The sequence below is a fragment of the Halalkalibacter hemicellulosilyticusJCM 9152 genome (genome assembly GCF_000513115.1).
In the GTDB taxonomy this organism is placed as follows: Bacteria; Bacillota; Bacilli; order Bacillales; family Bacillaceae_D; genus Halalkalibacter; species Halalkalibacter hemicellulosilyticus.
In genome coordinates this window covers 34,146-51,670 of record NZ_BAUU01000030.1, presented here as the reverse complement: position 1 = coordinate 51,670, position 17,525 = coordinate 34,146, and the positions used below count along the sequence as shown (strand labels likewise).

The following is a 17,525-nucleotide window of genomic DNA, read 5'->3' as shown; positions in this document are numbered from 1 at the left end:
CAAATTAATTTGTCAAAATAGATAAGATCATTTACAATATAATTGAGGTGATGATAAATGAAAAGTCGATTAAAGGAGTTACGGGCACGTGATCGTTTGAATCAAACGCAGCTAGCAAAGCTTGCAAAAGTATCACGACAAACGATCAGTCTAATCGAACGTGAGGAATTTATTCCTTCTTTGCTTATCGCTGTACGAATTGCTCGCATTTTTCGTGAGCCTGTGGAACAAGTATTTTTCTTTGAGGAGGATGAATTATAAATGAAGACATTAGCAAGAACATTACAGCAGTTTGCAATCGGTGGTGTTTTAGGGTTTTTAGGAGCAATGATTATTTTAGGCAATTTCGCAATCGACCTTTCTCAATATACGAATGAAATTGTCATCTTTCTTTTTGCTATCATTGTTGTATTTCTTATAGCAACCACCATTTCGTTCAGACAAGTGAAGAAGCTCAATGCCATGAATTTTGAAGGCGAGGAGGAAGATAAAATTGATGTTCTAAAATACCGAAAAGGTGCTGATCAATCTATTTTAATCTATAGTAGTACGATCATCGCGATTTTAACGTTAAGTATAGGCATTATTATGTCTATGCACCTCGCTTTTATGATCATTTCGATCGTACTGATGATTGTCAGTTACAGCTGCTCTGCATATATGATGCATTTAATGAGAGTCAGTTATCCTGAGAGACACTTACCAAAGCTTTCTGATCCCGACTATTCAGAAAAATTATTAGCAGCCTCTGATGATGGTGAAAGACATGTGATGCTAAATGGATTTTATAAAGCCTTTCATTTACTACCAGTAGCATTATTTATCGCAATTATTTTTTCGGTACTTTATTCAATTTTGACAGAACACAATCAGTTGTTTTCGATTATTACGATGTGTATTGTTTTAATCGTTGTGCAAGGAAGGTATTTTTTGGCGATACGAAATAAGTAGAACCTTTATGAAGTAACTAAAAACGTTCTTAGAGCTAAGAGAAATCAGTGTATCGTTTCATTGAGCTTGAATTGAAGAAATAGGAGAGGGCACCGAAAAAGTTAATAACGGAACTTTTTCGGTGCCGTTAGACTTTGGTGGTCTATAGGTTCGTTTGTTCACATGCTAATGTTGAATAAAGTGCTAAGTCATGAAACGCTCCTTCATACTTTTCAACCTGTCTTAAAAGCCCCTCATAAGTGAAGTTTAGTCGCTTCAATAGCTTAACGGAAGACTCATTTTCTAGTTCGACTTTTGCTTCAATTCGATTTAAAGCTAATTCTTTAAAACCGTAATCGATGATGGTTGATATGGCTTCATTAGCATATCCTTGTCCCCAATAATGCTTCCCTAATTCATAACCAATCTCTGCTCGTTCATTTGTAAAGTCAAAGTGATTGAATCCGCATGAACCGATTATATCTCCAGTCTTTTGAAGAATAATGGAATAACGAATCGCTTGATGTTCATTAGCTAGTTGATTGAGATGAGTAATCATAGCCGTAGCTTGCTCAACAGACTCAAAATCACTAATATTCATATACCTTGTTACGGTTGGGTCTGACCAAATGTTGAATAGGTATGGAGCATCAGATGTTTTCATTTTCCGTAATTGTAATCGTTCTGTTTCCAATGTTGTTTTCATTCATTTCCCTCCATTATCTTTTTAATCTAGAAAAAGATATGGTTACCTGGCATCATTCACCCCTTTCTGGAAGGATAAAAATTTTTTATTCATACCTACACCTTATAGCATGATCCAACTCCTGTTAGTGCGGCTACGATATTTTTGGCAGCCATCATTGCCATAGCATCTCGCGTCTCACTTGTTGCTGAACCGATATGAGGTAATGTAACGACGTTTTTTAAGTTTAGTAATGGGTTAGTTGGATGAATGGGCTCTTGCTCATACACATCTAAACCAGCTGCTAAAATTTCTCCTGTTAATAGTGCTTCTGTCATCGCTTCCTCGTCGACTGTTTGTCCTCTAGAAGCATTGATGAAAATCGATGAAGGTTTCATTAATGTAAACTCGTGTGCACCAATAAAATGTTTCGTTTCATTCGTTAGTGGAACCATGAGTACGATGAAGTCTGACTCACGAAGTAATACTTCTAACTCTTCATAGTGAAGACCGAGCTGCTGTTCCATACCTTTCTTCCGTTTTCGATTAAAATAAGAAACATCCATATCAAATCCATATTTTGCTCGTTTCGCAATTTTTTCTCCAATTCGCCCCATTCCAATAATTCCGAGCTTCTTGTGGTGAACATCGACCCCGAATAGCTGTCTTGAATCGCCTTTTTTCCAACAGCCACTTTTTGTTAGAGCATCGAGTTCAGGGATTCGCCGTGCTGTAGCAAGCATTAAGCTTAAAACAAGGTCAGCAACGGTATCATCGAGAACGTAAGGAGTATGTGTCCCGATAATTTGATGCTTTCTCATCGCATTAAGATCAAAATGATCATAGCCCACCGAAATGGTACTAACTGCACGAAGGTTAGGAGCATTTTGAAGAAGCTCTTCATTAATCAGTTCACCACTTGTCATAAATCCATCTACACCTTGAAGCTTCTCAAATAGTTGTTCTCTTTTTAGCTTGTGTGCTTCCTCCCACATCGTCAGTTTGACGTGGTTTGCGAGATAGGCTTGAATCTCTTTAGGAAGTGGTTTGTCAGAAAATACAATTGGTCGACTCATCGTTTGCCCCTCCAAAGTGAAATCTACATAATTCTATTTTAAAGGGTGATGAAACAAAATGCGATGTTTTTATTAGAATACTTATTAGTCGCGATCTAACCTAGAAAATGTAGGGCTAAATAAAAAGCAATTGACAGGTTGTTGGTAGACCTTGCACACGATACACTTTCTTGAGAATAAGTTCGGGAGGTGTATTTGTACTACGTTATAAACGATCTGTTCATTTGTTTAATAGAAGAGGCTTTGCAAAATGACTAGGAGTTGATCATATAAAATGAAGAAACAAATAAAAGTAAATGCAGAGAACGGAAAAGAGAACGATAACGTTGTTCAAGTAGCTAGTGCGATCGGGAAAGTTCCACGAAATGGTAATCCGATTATGGCACATAAATTCGGTGCTGATCCTTATGCACTCGTCTTTGAGAATCGTGTGTATTTATATGCGACGAATGATGTTCTAGAATATGATGAAAATAATCAAGTTCTTGAAAATTCATATGGATCGATAAATAAATTGAGTGTCGTTTCATCTGATGATTTAGTGAATTGGACAGATCATGGAGTCATCAATGTGGCAGGCCAAGAGGGTGCTGCCAAATGGGCCACCCAATCATGGGCACCAGCAGCTGCTCATAAAGTCATTAATGGTAAGGACAAATTCTTTCTTTATTTTGCTAATAATGCAAGCGGTATAGGTGTACTGACGAGTGACAGCCCGACAGGTCCGTGGGAGGACCCAATTGGGCAAGCTCTTATTTTAAGAAGTACTCCAGGTGTAGAAGATGTGACGTGGCTTTTCGATCCAGCCGTTCTCGTAGACGATGATGGGAAAGCATATATATACTTTGGTGGTGGTGTGCCTGAAGGGCAATATGAACGGCCAGATACAGCTCGAGTTATGGAGCTTGGAGAAGACATGACGAGTGTCGTAGGTAAGGCAATTCCTATTTCTGCTCCTTTTATGTTTGAGGATGCAGGGATTAATAAAGTGGGCAATACGTATTACTTTACATATTGCTCGAACTTTTATGACGGCGATCGCCCAACCGGAAGTCCACCAGCAGGTGAGATTGCTATATGACAAGTCAAAGTCCAATGGGACCATGGACATACGAAGGGACAATATTAAAAAATCCTGGTCACTTTTTTGGGACGAGTGGAAATAATCATCATGCCATTTTTGAATTCCGTGATCATTGGTATATTGCTTATCATGCACAAACTCTCTCTAAAGCAATGGGATTCTCAAAGGGTTATCGTTCAACCCACTTAAATCAAGTTTCGTTTCATGCAGATGGGTTGATTAAGACCATTACAGCGGATATGAAGGGTGTTGAACCAGTAAAGTGTTTACACCCATACACTCGTGTCGAGGCAGAGACGATGGCTTGGAGTGCCGGTATTCAAGTAGAGCCTGTGTTTAATGGTGATTTAGCTGTTACTGCGTTGGAAAACGGAGCATGGACAGCAGTGGCTAACGTCGATTTCGGGGAAGGAGCTTCAACATTTACAGCGAGAATATGCAATGAATCAGATGTAGGAGGCATTGAGCTAAGATTAGATCAACCCAATGGGATCGTAATAGGTAACGTGTCCTTACCAATTGCAGATAGCTCAGATCATTGGCAAACCATAAGTATTGAGATCCGAGGGGCGAAGGGAATTCATGATTTGTACTTTATTTATACCGGTATTCAAGCTGATAAATTGTGTAAGTTGGACTATTGGCAGTTTGAGCAATAATGTTTAAGAGGCTGGGACAAAACAAAAGTGTTTAGCTGAGAATCCGAACATATATTTCAGGAGCGGTGCATGTGCTCCACTCTAGATTTGTTCGGTATCTCACTTATGAAAATACTTTTGTCCCAGCCTATTTGTCTTTTTTTAGTGATAACTAGTAGCTTGAACGAGAAAATGTTTTATTACTGTGCTTTGCTTTGTAATTTCCTATATTCAGATGCGCTGACTCCAGTGTATAGCTTAAATTTTTTGTAGAACCAGTCTAAGTCTGTATAGCCGACACTGTATGAAATTTCATAAATTTTCATGTTTGTATGGTGAAGTAGATATTTTGCTCTTTCCATACGACGTTGAAGTAAGTATTCATTAAAGGTCATGTTTTCTTGACATTTAAATTTTTGTCCTAAATAGGAGCAGTTGTAATGTAAGGTGTCTGAAATCTCCTTTAACGTAATATTTTCATTTATTGCTTCTTCCACATAGTCCTTCACCTTTTCAATAATATTCGTAGTTCGCTTAGGCGAATCGAGTATCCTTTTGGCAGGTTTCTGGTTTTTATTACTAGAAAAAAGCTTCTTTTCTATGGTTTGTTTGATCGTGAGTAAACTAGTTTTAAACTCATCTGGTTTTACCGGGTTTGGTAAGTAATCATTGACTTGAAGGCTGAGTGCCTTTCGAACAAGCTGGAAGTCTTTATTTCCTCCGATTAATAAAATAGGAATCGAGCTTTCCTTTCTAATTCGTTCACATACAAGTAATCCTTTATCCTTCATTTTGGTCATGTTAATGATAATAACTGAATATTGTCGTTCGCTAAATAAATTCAGGGCTCTTATCTCAGTCTCTGCATAGTCTTGAAAGGTGAAGCCGCAATGTTTCCAATCAAGCATCTTCATTATGTTGTTCCTTGTACTGTGTTCTGGGTCAACAAGCAGCACCTTATACACAAGCTTCCCTCCCCCAAATATTTGTTATAAATTTGAAATGAATACGCTTTCATTATGAAGAATGTGATCAAAAAAAAAATAGGCTTTTTTTTATATTGCACACAAATTTTTATAACTTAATTAAAAATGAAAAATGGATTAATAAAATAAATACACAAACTAGAATTAGACCGGTTTTTTAACTAATTATTGGCAGGTTGTTGCCCTTTCATGAAAGCGCTATATTTATCGGTGTATCACCAAAATAAACGATTGAGGGGGATTTAAATGAAAATTTTTAAAACGATGCTATACATGTTGGCTTTGGTCTTATTATTAATTGCTTGTAGTGACAACGCAGCAGATGGTGATGTTGAAGGTGATGTAATCAATGATGCTGAAGATACTTCTGAAAATGGTGATGTAGAAGAAACAGGTGACGAAAGTGATGGAGAATCACAAGGTGACGAGGTGTATAGAACACCAGAAATGGACTTTGACTTAGGTGGTCAAACGATTAAGGTTGTATCTTGGTGGGATATGACAATTAATCCAGATAATCCAGATAATATACAAAGACAGGAAAATCTAGAGGAATTAATGGAAAAGCATAATTTTGACATTGAATATATTGCGATTGATTATGAAGAATATCAAGAGCGTGTCACAGCTTCTCTTTTAGCTGGTGAACCAATTGGAGACATTGTTCGACTTGGTAAAACATATACAGTACCAGCACTCGTACAACAAGATTTACTATGGCCAATCGATGAGTATACGCAAAATCCGAATGCATTTAATCAACTTATGACTAACGAACTTTACACTCATGAAGGTCGAGGTTATGGATTTACAGAAGATCAAACCAATTTAGCGCAAGGGATTTTCTATAATCGAACGTTAATGAATGAGCTTGGAATGAAGCCTCTTCAAGAATACGTAGATGAAGATAATTGGAATTGGGATACGTTTATTGATGTTGCCAAAGAAGCTAATAAAGATACGAATAACGATGGTAGTGTCGATACATGGGGACTTGCAAATGCTGGGCTTCTCATACATGCATTGTATTCAAACAATACGGGACTAACGGATGGAAATAAAGAAAATCTTGAAGACCCTGCTACACTTGAAGCACTACATTTTACATCTCAACTTGCAACGGAACAAGTACCTAGACCGACGGAAGGCGGAGATTGGACGGAGCCAGGACAATTCTTTAGACAAGGTAATACTTTAATGTACGCGGGTGCCTTATGGGAAATGTCTGGTTTCCAAGCTGATATGGCTGATTATGATTTAGGGTTTTTACCTTTTCCAAAAGGACCTAGCGCAGAGTCTTATCACTCAGCTGAGGCATTATTACAAGCATTAACGATTCCAAAGGCAGTTGAAAACCCAGAACAGCTCCTTTATATATGGGAGAAAATAAACGATATTGATTCTATTTATGATTACCCAGGCCAAGCTTCATATGAGTCATTATTTGTTAACGAAGAAGATATTGAAAATGTTCTAATGGTTGCCCCTAACTTAATTGTGCTCGATCATCATACATTTCCTAATTTAGAGTATTACGAGTTTGAAGGTGAACTAAATGAAGGAACATCGGTATCTACAGTTGTTGAGACGTATAAAGCATCGTTCCAAGCAGCAATTGACGAAGTATATGGTACGGAGTAACACGGGTTCATTCCTATAAAGAAAGGTGTTTAAATCAAGTTCTTGTATGTCACTGACATTGAATGAGATGAAGATAATTAAATGCCAATCTCTTGCAGTGGGAGGGGAGAGAGTTGTACATGATGAAGAAAAAATATGTCCGTGTCATATTCGTTCTTGTTTTATTTATTTCACTCATTTCGGTTTATAACTATTTGAATTCTAAGGATGGGGAGTACATCCAAGTGATGGCTGATTTTGAAGCTATTACAGATGAAACCTCTGAAGAGGGCTATGACCAATATTTAAATCAGCATTTGAATGCAGACAGGCCGGATGAAATCGTTCGTGTCGAGGGTGAGGATTATGTGAAAACGAGCGGTGAAGGTTTTGAAATCGTGGAACAATACGAAGGATTAGATGGCCATGCAGTTCTTACGCCAGAGGAAGGAACAATAAGCTGGGATGTTCATATTGAACATCCAGGCTTATACAATGTTAGAGTTCACTATTACCCGATGGAAGGAAAAAGCTCTTCAATTGAAAGGGAGTTCTCCATTAATGGAGAGATCCCTTTTGATGGTGCTGAAATTCTTTTGTTTGATCGCCTTTGGGATAATCTTTTAGAAGAAATTTTGACGGATGACCAAGGAAATGAATTACGTCCTCGTCAAGTTGAACGACCAGAATGGACGATGAAAACGTTCATGGATAGTGAAGGCTACTATGATGAACCTTTTTTATTTTATTTTCCTGAAGGGAATCAACAAATTTCGTTAACGTCATTACGTGAACCAATGGCTATTGATTATATTGAGCTTTATCAAGAATCAGATGCAAAGCCATATGATGAGGTAAAGAGACAATACGAAGAAGAAGGGATTGAACCTACAACAGGTCAATTTATTAAAGTTCAAGCAGAGGATGCGGTTAGAAAATCATCACCTACGTTGTATCCTTTAACGGATCGTTCAAGTCCATTAGTTGAGCCTTACCATGTTTCTAATCTTAGGATTAATACAATAGGTGGTTTCAACTGGAAACAGCCAGGGCAGTGGATTGAATGGGAAGTAGAAGTAGAAGAGGACGGCTTATACCACATTGGTTTGAAGCAGAAGCAAGATCTGCTTAGAGGAATTTATTCGACGAGAAGTCTTACGATTAATGGTGAGAGTCCCTTTGAAGAAATGAATCGAATCCGTTTTCATTATGCATTAGATTGGCAAATGGATGCGCTTGGAGGCGAAGAGCCTTATTTATTTCATTTGACTGAAGGAACTCATCGAATCCGAATGATGGTTTCACTTGGAGATGTTGCTCCTCTAATAAGGACGATTGAATCGAGTGTTCTTCAACTTAACGAGATGTATAGACAGATATTGATGATTACATCGAATACTCCTGATCCATTAAGAGATTATCAATTAGAAAGACGAATTCCTCATATGCTCGACATTTTTACAGAACAAGCAGAAGTTATAGAAAGTGTTGCTGCTTATCTTGAAGAGTCTACTGGAGAAAAAAGTGATAAAGTCGCTGTTCTTCATTCAATGGTTAGACAGTTAGAGGATATGGTGGATAATCCTGATACGATCGCAAGAAGACTTGATACTTATAAGTTAAATGTCGGAGGTTTGGGTACTTGGTTACAGACGGTTCGAGAACAACCACTTACTCTTGATTATTTGGTCGTGGCTTCACCTGACCAGGAGCTTCCAAGAGCACAGGCTACATTTTTTGAAAAAGCCCGACATGAAATAGGTGCCTTCTTTGCTTCGTATACCGAGGACTATGACAGTATAGGAAATATAGAAGAGTTAGATCGATCAATTACGGTTTGGATTACGACAGGACGAGATCAGGCACAAATATTAAAGAGTTTAATTGATGATACGTTTACTCCGGAATCGAATATTTCTGTACATTTAAGGCTGGTTCCACCTGAGATTTTATTACCGGCTACTCTTGCCAATGAAGGGCCAGATGTCGCCTTACAAATGGGTGAAGATGTTCCTGTCAATTATGCTATGCGAAGTGCTGCAGCAGATCTAAGTATATACGAAGATTTTGATGAAGTATCCGAGCGGTTCCGTGAAAGTGCGATTTTACCATATCGATATGAAGGAGGAGTATATGCTCTTCCAGAGACGCAGATGTTTCCAATGTTGTTTTATCGAAAAGATATTCTTGAAGAGTTGGAATTAGAGCCGCCTGAAACGTGGGAAGACGTTTATCATATGATTTCCGTTTTGCAACGTCATAATTTGGAGTTCTTTTTACCGATTGAAGATCCAATGGCACAAGCAAATCAAACATTAGTACCTAATGCTGCATTTTCAATGCTGCTGTATCAAAATGGCGGTGAATTTTACCAGGAGGATTTAACAGCAAGTGCACTTAATTCAGAAATTTCAATTGACACATTTAACAAGTGGACACAATTTTATACGAATTATAAGTTTCCGTTAATGGCTGATTTCCCAAATAGATTCAGAGTGGGTGAAATGCCAATTGGAGTGGCTGATTACAATACGTACAATATGTTATCAGTATTAGCTCCAGAAATAAGAGGGATGTGGGAATTTACGGTAGTGCCAGGTACAGAAATGGAAGATGGTTCGATTCGTCATGATGTGTCTAGTTATACAACGGCAGCAGTTATGCTCGAGAATGCAGAAGACAAGGATGCGTCATGGGAGTTTCTGAAATGGTGGACAGACAAGGAAACACAAATACATTTTGGTAGAGAGATGGAAAGCTTGTTAGGTGAGGCTGCACGTTATCCAACAGCTAATATCGAAGCGCTAGAAGAACTTCCATGGCCAGTTGAAGATTATAACAATTTAGATAGTCAGTGGGAATGGGTTCGTGGAATTCCGCAAGTTCCGGGTGGCTATTTTACGGGAAGACATTTAGACAATGCGTTTAGACGAGTTGTAAATGCAAATGAAAATCCACGAGAAGCACTAGCAGATTATATTAGATATATTAACGAAGAGATTGATATTAAGAGAAGAGAATTTAATTTATCTCAATGAGGATAGGAGGTGGAAGCAGTTGCAAGCAAAACCAGTCCAACAACCAGTTAAAAACCCCATCTATTCTACTAAGGAAACGAGAATGATGAAAATAAAAAAGGAGCTAAAGAGAGGTAAGCATTATTATATTTTAATGGCTCCTTATATGATTATTTTCTTTATGTTTACGATCATTCCAGTCGTCATTTCATTTGGGCTAAGCTTCTTTTCGTTTAACATGTTAGAGATGCCTAAGTTTATTGGATGGGATAATTATTCTAGATTATTCTTAAATGACGATATTTTTATGATTGCTTTAAGAAATACGTTTATTTTTGCAGCAATAACGGGGCCAATTAGTTATATTGCTTGTTTTATATTCGCATGGATTATCAATGAGCTTTCACCGAAAGTACGTGCGTTTATGACATTAGTGTTTTATGCACCCTCTATTTCTGGAAATGTGTTTTTTATTTGGCTCATTATTTTTTCTGGAGATACGTACGGTTATTTAAATGGTTTCCTTATGCAGGCAGGCTTTATTTTAGAGCCTATCCAATGGCTAAAAGACGAACAGTATATTTTGGCGGTTGTTATTATCGTGCAATTATGGCTGAGCTTAGGAACAAGTTTTTTGGCATTTATTGCAGGGCTTCAAACAATTGATCGTTCGATTATTGAAGCTGGTGCGGTAGATGGTATTAAAAATAGATGGCAAGAGCTGTGGTTTATTACATTGCCATCAATGAAACCGCAGTTATTATTTGGTGCTGTCCTACAAATAACGATGGCCTTTGCTGTTGCAGATATTTCCATTGCTCTTGCAGGGTTTCCAAGTGTTAATTATGCGGCACATACAGTGGTGACACATTTAATGGATTTCGGTACGATTCGATTTGAAATGGGCTATGCTTCTGCGATTGCAACTGTATTATTTGCAATTATGGTAGGGACTAACATGATTGTCCAAAAAATACTAAGAAAGGTAGGTGATTGACGTTGAGAATAAAGGGGAGAAAAATATCGATTTTCAGAAAAAAGCTTAATCGTTCATTTACTGTTACATTCTTATTGTTTGCATTTCTCGGTCTATTCGGAGCATTTATGGCACTACCGTTAGTTTATGCGATCAATAATGCTTTTAAACCGTTGGATGAACTATTTATTTTCCCACCACGCTTTTTCGTCAGAAATCCTACCTTGGATAATTTCTTTGATCTTATTGCTGTAATGGGGGATTCTTGGGTGCCGTTGTCACGTTATTTTGCTAATACGATCATTATTACATTAATAGGAACAGCAGGGCACATTATTTTAGCGTCGGCAGCAGCTTATCCGCTTGCTAAGTATCGATTCCCAGGTTCAAAGCTTATATTCTCGATTGTTGTATTGTCATTAATGTTTTCGCCTCATGTAACAGCAATTCCAAACTACATGGTGATGTCTTGGTTAGGGTGGATAAATACACATGCGTCTCTCATTATTCCGTCTATGGCTTTTCCATTAGGGTTATTCTTAATGAAGCAATTTATGGAGCAGCTTCCTGATCCAATGCTTGAAGCTGCAAAAATTGATGGAGCTAGTGAGTATCGGATTTTTTGGACGATTGTCATGCCTAATGTGAAACCGGCGTGGTTAACGTTACTAATATTATTATTTCCTATGTTGTGGGGTTCTAACGGAGGGAATTTTATTTATAGTGAGGACTTAAAAACATTGAATTATGCCTTAGAACAAATCACACTTGGGGGAATTGCACGAGCTGGGGTTGGAGCAGCAGTTGCATTATTTCTTATGAGTGTACCTATTATCATGTTCCTAATTTCCCAAAGTAGTGTCATTCAAACAATGTCCAATTCTGGGATGAAAGATTAGAAGGGAGCTGTGTTTTGATAGTGAAAACGCTTAAGAGATTGAACGCCTGTCTTCTTATGATCATTATTATATTGGTCATTGGTACTGAAGTGAACACAGTACAAGCTGCAAATCAGACAGCTTCCTATAATTACTCATTTTGGGGGGAGTCCGTACATGCACCTGCAGCTTACTATCCGACGAGGCTAGTCGATGGTGAAGGGTTAGGAGTTGGTATGTTAAATAGTCCGACTGATTTTCATGTTTCTGAAGATAACATGATTTATATGTTGGATACAGGAAATGATCGTATTGTCGTATTGGATGAAGAATTTCAATTGGTAGAAACGATTCAGTCTTTTGATAAGGAGGGAGAATTAGAAACGTTCTCTAATCCGCGAGGTTTGTTTGTGACAATGGAGAATGACATTTTTATTGCAGATACAGATAATCGGCGAGTTGTTCATTTGGATGAAGACTTGAATTTGGTCAAAATCATCGATGATCCACAATCTGAACTTATTAATGAGAATTTTGTCTTTCAGCCCTTGAATGTTGTTGTGGATAATGCTAATCGGGTTTATGTTATGGCAGACGGTGTATTCGATGGATTCATGGAATTTAATGTCGATGGTTATTTTACAACGTTTATTGGAGCAAATCGCGTACAAGTTGATCCCATTGAATATTTATGGAAACGATTTGCAACACGAGAGCAACGAAGCCAAATGCTTATGTTCGTCCCGACTGAATTTACAAGCATGGATATTAATGAGGATGGTTTTATTTATGCGACAAATGGTGATGGATCTGATGATGCTATTAAGAAACTGAATTCTAGAGGTGATGACATTTTAAGAAGGGAAGGATATTTTAATCCGATCGGAGATGTTCGCTACACGACAGCTGTCGGTCCTTCTCGCTTGATTGATATTGATGTAACAGATAGTGAGATTTATTCAGTGCTCGATGCTAGAAGAGGTCGAATCTTTACGTACAACGGAGATGGTCATTTAATGTACGTATTTGGTGGCATTGGTAATCAACTAGGTGAATTTCATACGCCGGTAGCTATTGAACGGCTGGGTGATGATTTCCTCGTTTTAGATAGGGAGTTAGGGGAAATAACGGTTTTCGAAACAACGGAATATGGTCGAACTCTTAATGAAGCTGTTAGAAGTTATGAAAGAGGCGATGAAGAATCGGCATTTGAACTCTATCAGGAAGCGGTTCATATGAATGCAAACCTTGAATTTGCATATGCCGGAATTGGTAAAGCGTTATTACGAAAAGAAGAATTTAATGATGCTATGCATAACTTTGAACAAAGTCTCGATCAAGCCAATTATTCGAAAGCATTCTTGTTGTATAGAAATGAAATTCTTAGAGACTACTTTTCTATCATTATGACAGGAATAATGGTATTAGCTGTTTTATTAGTATTTTTAAGGATTTATTTAAAAAAGATTAGAAGAAAGAGGGTTGCTTCGATATGAACAAAGAATTAATCAAACACCCATTTTATCTTATCGTTCATCCCTTTAATGGTTTTTGGGAATTGAAATATGAGTATAGTCAACGTATCAACTTAATCATCTCGTTTGTTATTTTGTTTTTATTAATTTTAACGAATGTGTTAAGTAGCCAATATAGTGGATTTGTTGTGAATTTGTATAACCCAGAGGATATGAATAGTCTAATGGAAATCGTATATGTTGTTGTTCCAGTGCTATTCTGGTGTGTGGCTAATTGGTCACTTACTACTTTAACGGACGGGGAAGGAAAGTTTGTTGAGATCTTTATCACAACTTGCTTTGCATTAGTACCATTAGTTGTTATTAATTTTCCTTGGATTTGGTTGAGCAACTTAATATCGATGCAGGAGGTTACGTTTTACTATTTCTCTCAAAGTTTCGCGGTCCTCTGGTTTCTGTTTCTCTTATTTGTAGGGAACATGACAGTGCATCAATTTACACCATCTAAATCAATAGGAACCATCTTGTTGACGATAGTAGCGATGGGGTTTATGGCTTTTCTCTGCTTATTATTCTTCAGTCTAATCCAACAGGTGGTCGCTTTTGTTAATGTCATCTATCAAGAGATTATCTTTAGGTACTAGAGAGGAGTGGTAAAAATGAGAAAGGCCAGAAATGCACTACTGCTCACGTGCTTTCTTGTCACGATTGTTCTAGTAGGTTGTTCAGAATCAACTGGATCAGTTGAAATAGATGAAAGTGATATAACTGGATTAGATTATACTCAAGAACAAGCGTTGCAAGCATCCTTTATGGATGAACGTTTAGATGGCATGAAAGGGGTAGCTGAAAACGATCATTTACAATTATTTATCGATGATCTGACTGGCTCAATTGCTGTTCTTCATAAGGATAGTGATGAAATATGGCATAGTAACCCGACTGACCGTGATGAGGATTCTATTGCTTCAGGTGTTAATCAAGACGTATTGTCATCACAAATGCAAATTCATTTTTATAATAATTTCGGTCAGGGTAGTGTGATTAATACGTTTTCAGATAGTGTCCAATATGATCAATATAAAATAGAAGAAATTACAAATGGCGTAAGTGTGACGTATCAATTTGGTAGATCGGAGAGATCTGTTGAAGATTTACCCCTTATGTTAAGTTCAGCACGTTATGAAGAAATAACAAGTAGGTTAGATGATGGAGGCAAACGGGCTTTATTAATTGCCTATACTGAGGATACGGAACGAGAAATTTATGAAAGAAATGATAGTGCGCTTAGTGGATTACAACTTGAACGTGCTTTTATGGCATTTGATGATGCTGGTTATACGGAAGAAGATTTGGAACAAGACATGCAGGAATTGAATTTCACACAAGAATCACTTTCTGCACGTAATTTCCAAGCGACGATCGAATATACACTTGATGACGATAGTTTAATCGTAAACGTTCCAGTTTCAAGTATTCTCTACTCGGAGGATTATCCAGTTAACCGTATTTCATTGATGAGGTTCTTTGGAGCAGGTGGGGCGGATGATGAAGGGTCATTGTTTGTTCCAGATGGTTCGGGAGCTTTGATTCATTTTAACAATGGTAAAACAAAGTACTCAGCTTATCAACAATCTGTTTATGGTTCAGATTTAACGATGGAACTGTCTGATTATGAAAGAACAGAACAAACTGTCCGATTACCTGTATTTGGGATTATTCGAGATGAGGGAGCTTTATTTGGAATTATTGAAGAAGGCGCATCTGTTGCAACGATTAATGCCGATGTTAACGGCAGAGTAAACAGTTATAACTATGTATATCCTAGCTTTTATGTTGTGAATAAAGGAGATGTCACGTTACAAGCAAATGAGCAGGAACGAACATTACCTCGCTTTCAAGAAGCACCGATGGACTCAGATTTCAAAGTGAGGTATACGTTTTTAAATGGGGAAGAAGCGTCTTATTATGGTATGGCTAACTATTATCGTGAGTATCTTGAAGAGACAAATGGACTTCCTGAAAAAGTTAATGACGAGACATTATCAGACGATATTCCTTTTTATTTACAGCTAGTAGGGAGTATACAAAAGCAGAAGCACTTTGCAGGCGTTCCTTACAAGTCTCTTGAACCACTTACAACATTTGAACAGGCAGAAGATATTGTGAGTCAGTTGCAAGAGCGTGATATGACAAACATTAAATTAAATTATCTAGGTTGGTTTAATTCGGGTGTTGACCATAAAGTACCAAAAAGCGTATCAGTTGACCGAGCGATCGGAGGAAAGTCAGGATTGCATCAATTTGTTGATTTTGCAGAGGAGAAAGGCATCACTCTTTTCCCTGAAGTGGCTTTGCTTAATGTCAACTCAGGATCAGGTTTTAATGAAGCGAGGGAAGCATCAAGGACGTTACGAGGTATGCCGGCAACTTTGTATCCTATGGATTTGACATTAGAGCGACGAGATCGAACGAAATCACCTTCTTATGTTTTGTCTCCTGGGCGTTTAGAAGCATACACGGAGTCAATGCTTAGTGATTTCGTATCACATGAAACAAATGGTATTTCATTAAGAGATTTGGCCGACCAATTAAATAGTGATTTCAGAAAAAACAATCAAATTGATCGTACTGAATCTGAAAGAATATCTGTTCAAGCGATGAAAATGATACATGATGAAAACTTAGAAATTATGGCTAAAGGGGGAAATCAGTACGCTTTACCATACTTATCAGATATTATTGATGCTCCAATAAGCAATAGTGGATTTAAAATTCAAGACGAGGCGATACCATTCTATCAAATGGTGATTCGTGGATATATCGATTATACTAGTACACCCTTTAATTTATCTTCTTATACGAATGAGAGACAGTACGTATTGAAATCGTTAGAATTTGGTGCAGGTGTTCATTTCAAATGGATCCATGAACCGAATTATAAATTGAAAGATACAGAGTATAATCACTTATATTCCGTTAATTATGAGCAATGGATTGATGATGCAACTAACATATACCATGAAATAAATGATGTACTAAGTAACGTCCGTAATGAGCCTATAGTAGCACATGAGAAACTAGAAGAAGGTGTTTATAAAACAGTCTATAACAACGGAATCTATGTTGTTGTCAATTACAATGAAACGGCGGTGTCCATAGATGGAATGGAAATTGAGGCTCAAGGTTATATGACAGGTGGTGAGACGTTTTGAAATCGTTAGCAAAATTAAGTGGAACGTTGCGAACATATGAAGGACAAAAGGTGTTTTGGGGTGTTCTTTTCGTCTCGCCTTGGTTACTAGGGTTTATCTTTTTCTTTTTCGTTCCATTACTGACTTCATTACAATTTAGTTTTAGTGAGATTTCAGCAAGTTCAGAAGGTATGACCGTTTCATTTGTTGGAATGACCAATTACATTGAAGCATTAACGGTCAATACAAGCTTTAATCGAATTTTAATTGAATCGATTATGAATATTGTCATTAATGTACCTTTGATTGTCATTTTCAGTTTGTTTTTGGCGGTAATATTGAACCAGAACTTTCGCGGGAGGTCATTAGCAAGGTCGATTTTCTTTTTACCCGTTATCCTTGCATCTGGAGTTATTTTGAGCTTAGAAGCGACTAGTTTAGTGCAAGATATTAATCAGCAAAATGCTACTTCTGGTGGCTTTTCAAATATGTTAAGTTCTTTTGAACTGCAAAGAATGATGATTAATTCTGGTGTAAATGTAACGATTGTTAATTATCTTACAGGAGCGGTTGATCGAATTTATGAAATTGTTAGTCAATCAGGGGTTCAAATTTTAATTTTTCTTGCAGCTATTCAGACAATTCCACCACAGTTGTACGAAGCTTCTAAGATTGAAGGGGCAACTGGATATGAAGCTTTTTGGAAAATTACGTTCCCGATGGTTAGTCCACTTATTTTAGTAAATTTGATTTACACGATTATAGATTCGTTCTCAAGAAGTCCAGTGACTGAGCTGATCATGTCCACTGGCTTTGATAACTTTAATTTCGGTCTTAGTTCGGCAATGGCATGGCTGTATTTTGTTTCAATCATGCTTATCTTGGCAGTAAGCACGTATTTTATTTCGAAAAAAGTTTTTTACCAAGATTAGTAGATGGAGAGATTGAATGGATTAATAGTATGAC

General features: G+C 37.4%; 15 protein-coding genes. 12 read left to right on the top strand and 3 right to left on the bottom strand.

Annotation, left to right across the window (positions count from 1 at the left end; all coding sequences use genetic code 11):
- The first annotated feature begins 57 nt into the window (after positions 1-57).
- Both JCM9152_RS16875 and JCM9152_RS16870 read left to right on the top strand, forming a co-directional pair.
- The gene (locus tag JCM9152_RS16875; RefSeq protein ID WP_035346503.1) at positions 58-261 is read left to right on the top strand and encodes a helix-turn-helix transcriptional regulator; all 204 of its coding nucleotides are present in this window, start codon (positions 58-60) and stop codon (positions 259-261) included.
- Positions 262-951, top strand: a complete 690-nt coding sequence (locus JCM9152_RS16870) for a DUF3169 family protein (protein WP_052016074.1) — start codon at positions 262-264, stop codon at positions 949-951. It abuts the gene before it with no gap.
- Positions 952-1,093: 142 nt separating this feature from the next.
- Here JCM9152_RS16870 and JCM9152_RS16865 read toward each other — a convergent pair whose 3' ends face one another.
- Together JCM9152_RS16865 and JCM9152_RS16860 are read right to left on the bottom strand one after the other, a co-directional pair.
- The gene (locus JCM9152_RS16865) at positions 1,094-1,636 is read right to left on the bottom strand and encodes a GNAT family N-acetyltransferase (RefSeq protein ID WP_035346502.1); all 543 of its coding nucleotides are present in this window, start codon (positions 1,634-1,636) and stop codon (positions 1,094-1,096) included.
- Between the two features lie 95 nt (positions 1,637-1,731).
- Positions 1,732-2,691, bottom strand: coding sequence for a 2-hydroxyacid dehydrogenase (locus tag JCM9152_RS16860; protein WP_035346501.1), 960 nt, complete (start codon positions 2,689-2,691; stop codon positions 1,732-1,734).
- 274 nt (positions 2,692-2,965) lie between these two features.
- Between JCM9152_RS16860 and JCM9152_RS24180 the strand changes: the two genes are divergently transcribed.
- Both JCM9152_RS24180 and JCM9152_RS24175 read left to right on the top strand, forming a co-directional pair.
- Positions 2,966-3,772, top strand: coding sequence for a family 43 glycosylhydrolase (locus tag JCM9152_RS24180; RefSeq protein WP_052016072.1), 807 nt, complete (start codon positions 2,966-2,968; stop codon positions 3,770-3,772).
- Positions 3,769-4,434, top strand: coding sequence for a carbohydrate-binding protein (locus JCM9152_RS24175; protein WP_052016071.1), 666 nt, complete (start codon positions 3,769-3,771; stop codon positions 4,432-4,434). Before JCM9152_RS24180 ends, JCM9152_RS24175 begins: the two co-directional genes overlap by 4 nt.
- A gap of 179 nt (positions 4,435-4,613) precedes the next feature.
- On the opposite strand, the gene JCM9152_RS16850 is transcribed toward JCM9152_RS24175, so the two are convergent.
- Positions 4,614-5,378, bottom strand: a complete 765-nt coding sequence (locus JCM9152_RS16850) for a response regulator transcription factor (protein WP_035346499.1) — start codon at positions 5,376-5,378, stop codon at positions 4,614-4,616.
- Positions 5,379-5,645: 267 nt separating this feature from the next.
- Here JCM9152_RS16850 and JCM9152_RS16845 point away from each other — a divergent pair, with 267 nt between their 5' ends.
- From JCM9152_RS16845 to JCM9152_RS16810, 8 genes are all read left to right on the top strand, one after another.
- On the top strand, positions 5,646-7,040 hold the full coding sequence (locus JCM9152_RS16845; RefSeq protein WP_035346498.1) for an ABC transporter substrate-binding protein: 1,395 nt from the start codon (positions 5,646-5,648) through the stop codon (positions 7,038-7,040).
- 119 nt (positions 7,041-7,159) lie between these two features.
- Positions 7,160-10,057, top strand: a complete 2,898-nt coding sequence (locus tag JCM9152_RS16840; protein ID WP_439644215.1) for an extracellular solute-binding protein — start codon at positions 7,160-7,162, stop codon at positions 10,055-10,057.
- Between the two features lie 82 nt (positions 10,058-10,139).
- Positions 10,140-11,033, top strand: a complete 894-nt coding sequence (locus JCM9152_RS16835) for a carbohydrate ABC transporter permease (protein ID WP_148296535.1) — start codon at positions 10,140-10,142, stop codon at positions 11,031-11,033.
- Between the two features lie 2 nt (positions 11,034-11,035).
- Entirely contained in the window at positions 11,036-11,911 is an 876-nt protein-coding gene (locus tag JCM9152_RS16830) for a carbohydrate ABC transporter permease (RefSeq protein ID WP_439644214.1), read from the top strand.
- Between the two features lie 56 nt (positions 11,912-11,967).
- Positions 11,968-13,386: an NHL repeat-containing protein gene (locus JCM9152_RS16825; protein ID WP_052016062.1), complete on the top strand. Its 1,419-nt coding sequence runs from the start codon at positions 11,968-11,970 to the stop codon at positions 13,384-13,386.
- Positions 13,383-14,009 (top strand): YIP1 family protein, encoded by a 627-nt coding sequence (locus JCM9152_RS16820; protein ID WP_035346496.1) that lies wholly within the window; start codon positions 13,383-13,385, stop codon positions 14,007-14,009. Before JCM9152_RS16825 ends, JCM9152_RS16820 begins: the two co-directional genes overlap by 4 nt.
- 15 nt (positions 14,010-14,024) lie before the next feature.
- Positions 14,025-16,580, top strand: a complete 2,556-nt coding sequence (locus JCM9152_RS16815; protein WP_052016060.1) for a DUF5696 domain-containing protein — start codon at positions 14,025-14,027, stop codon at positions 16,578-16,580.
- On the top strand, positions 16,577-17,491 hold the full coding sequence (locus JCM9152_RS16810; protein ID WP_035346494.1) for a carbohydrate ABC transporter permease: 915 nt from the start codon (positions 16,577-16,579) through the stop codon (positions 17,489-17,491). The genes JCM9152_RS16815 and JCM9152_RS16810 overlap by 4 nt, the downstream gene beginning before the upstream one ends.
- Positions 17,492-17,525: the final 34 nt, after the last annotated feature.

Excerpts from the sequence above, each read along its gene's own strand:
- JCM9152_RS16870 (WP_052016074.1), top strand. The coding sequence starts at position 262 with ATGAAGACATTAGCAAGAACATTACAGCAGTTTGCAATCGGTGGTGTT.
- JCM9152_RS16860 (WP_035346501.1), bottom strand. The coding sequence starts at position 2,691 with ATGAGTCGACCAATTGTATTTTCTGACAAACCACTTCCTAAAGAGATT.
- JCM9152_RS16845 (WP_035346498.1), top strand. The coding sequence starts at position 5,646 with ATGAAAATTTTTAAAACGATGCTATACATGTTGGCTTTGGTCTTATTA.
- JCM9152_RS16840 (WP_439644215.1), top strand. The coding sequence starts at position 7,160 with ATGATGAAGAAAAAATATGTCCGTGTCATATTCGTTCTTGTTTTATTT.
- JCM9152_RS24180 (WP_052016072.1), top strand. The coding sequence starts at position 2,966 with ATGAAGAAACAAATAAAAGTAAATGCAGAGAACGGAAAAGAGAACGAT.
- JCM9152_RS16815 (WP_052016060.1), top strand. The coding sequence starts at position 14,025 with ATGAGAAAGGCCAGAAATGCACTACTGCTCACGTGCTTTCTTGTCACG.
- JCM9152_RS16865 (WP_035346502.1), bottom strand. The coding sequence starts at position 1,636 with ATGAAAACAACATTGGAAACAGAACGATTACAATTACGGAAAATGAAA.
- JCM9152_RS16835 (WP_148296535.1), top strand. The coding sequence starts at position 10,140 with ATGATGAAAATAAAAAAGGAGCTAAAGAGAGGTAAGCATTATTATATT.
- JCM9152_RS24175 (WP_052016071.1), top strand. The coding sequence starts at position 3,769 with ATGACAAGTCAAAGTCCAATGGGACCATGGACATACGAAGGGACAATA.
- JCM9152_RS16875 (WP_035346503.1), top strand. The coding sequence starts at position 58 with ATGAAAAGTCGATTAAAGGAGTTACGGGCACGTGATCGTTTGAATCAA.
- JCM9152_RS16825 (WP_052016062.1), top strand. The coding sequence starts at position 11,968 with ATGATCATTATTATATTGGTCATTGGTACTGAAGTGAACACAGTACAA.
- JCM9152_RS16820 (WP_035346496.1), top strand. The coding sequence starts at position 13,383 with ATGAACAAAGAATTAATCAAACACCCATTTTATCTTATCGTTCATCCC.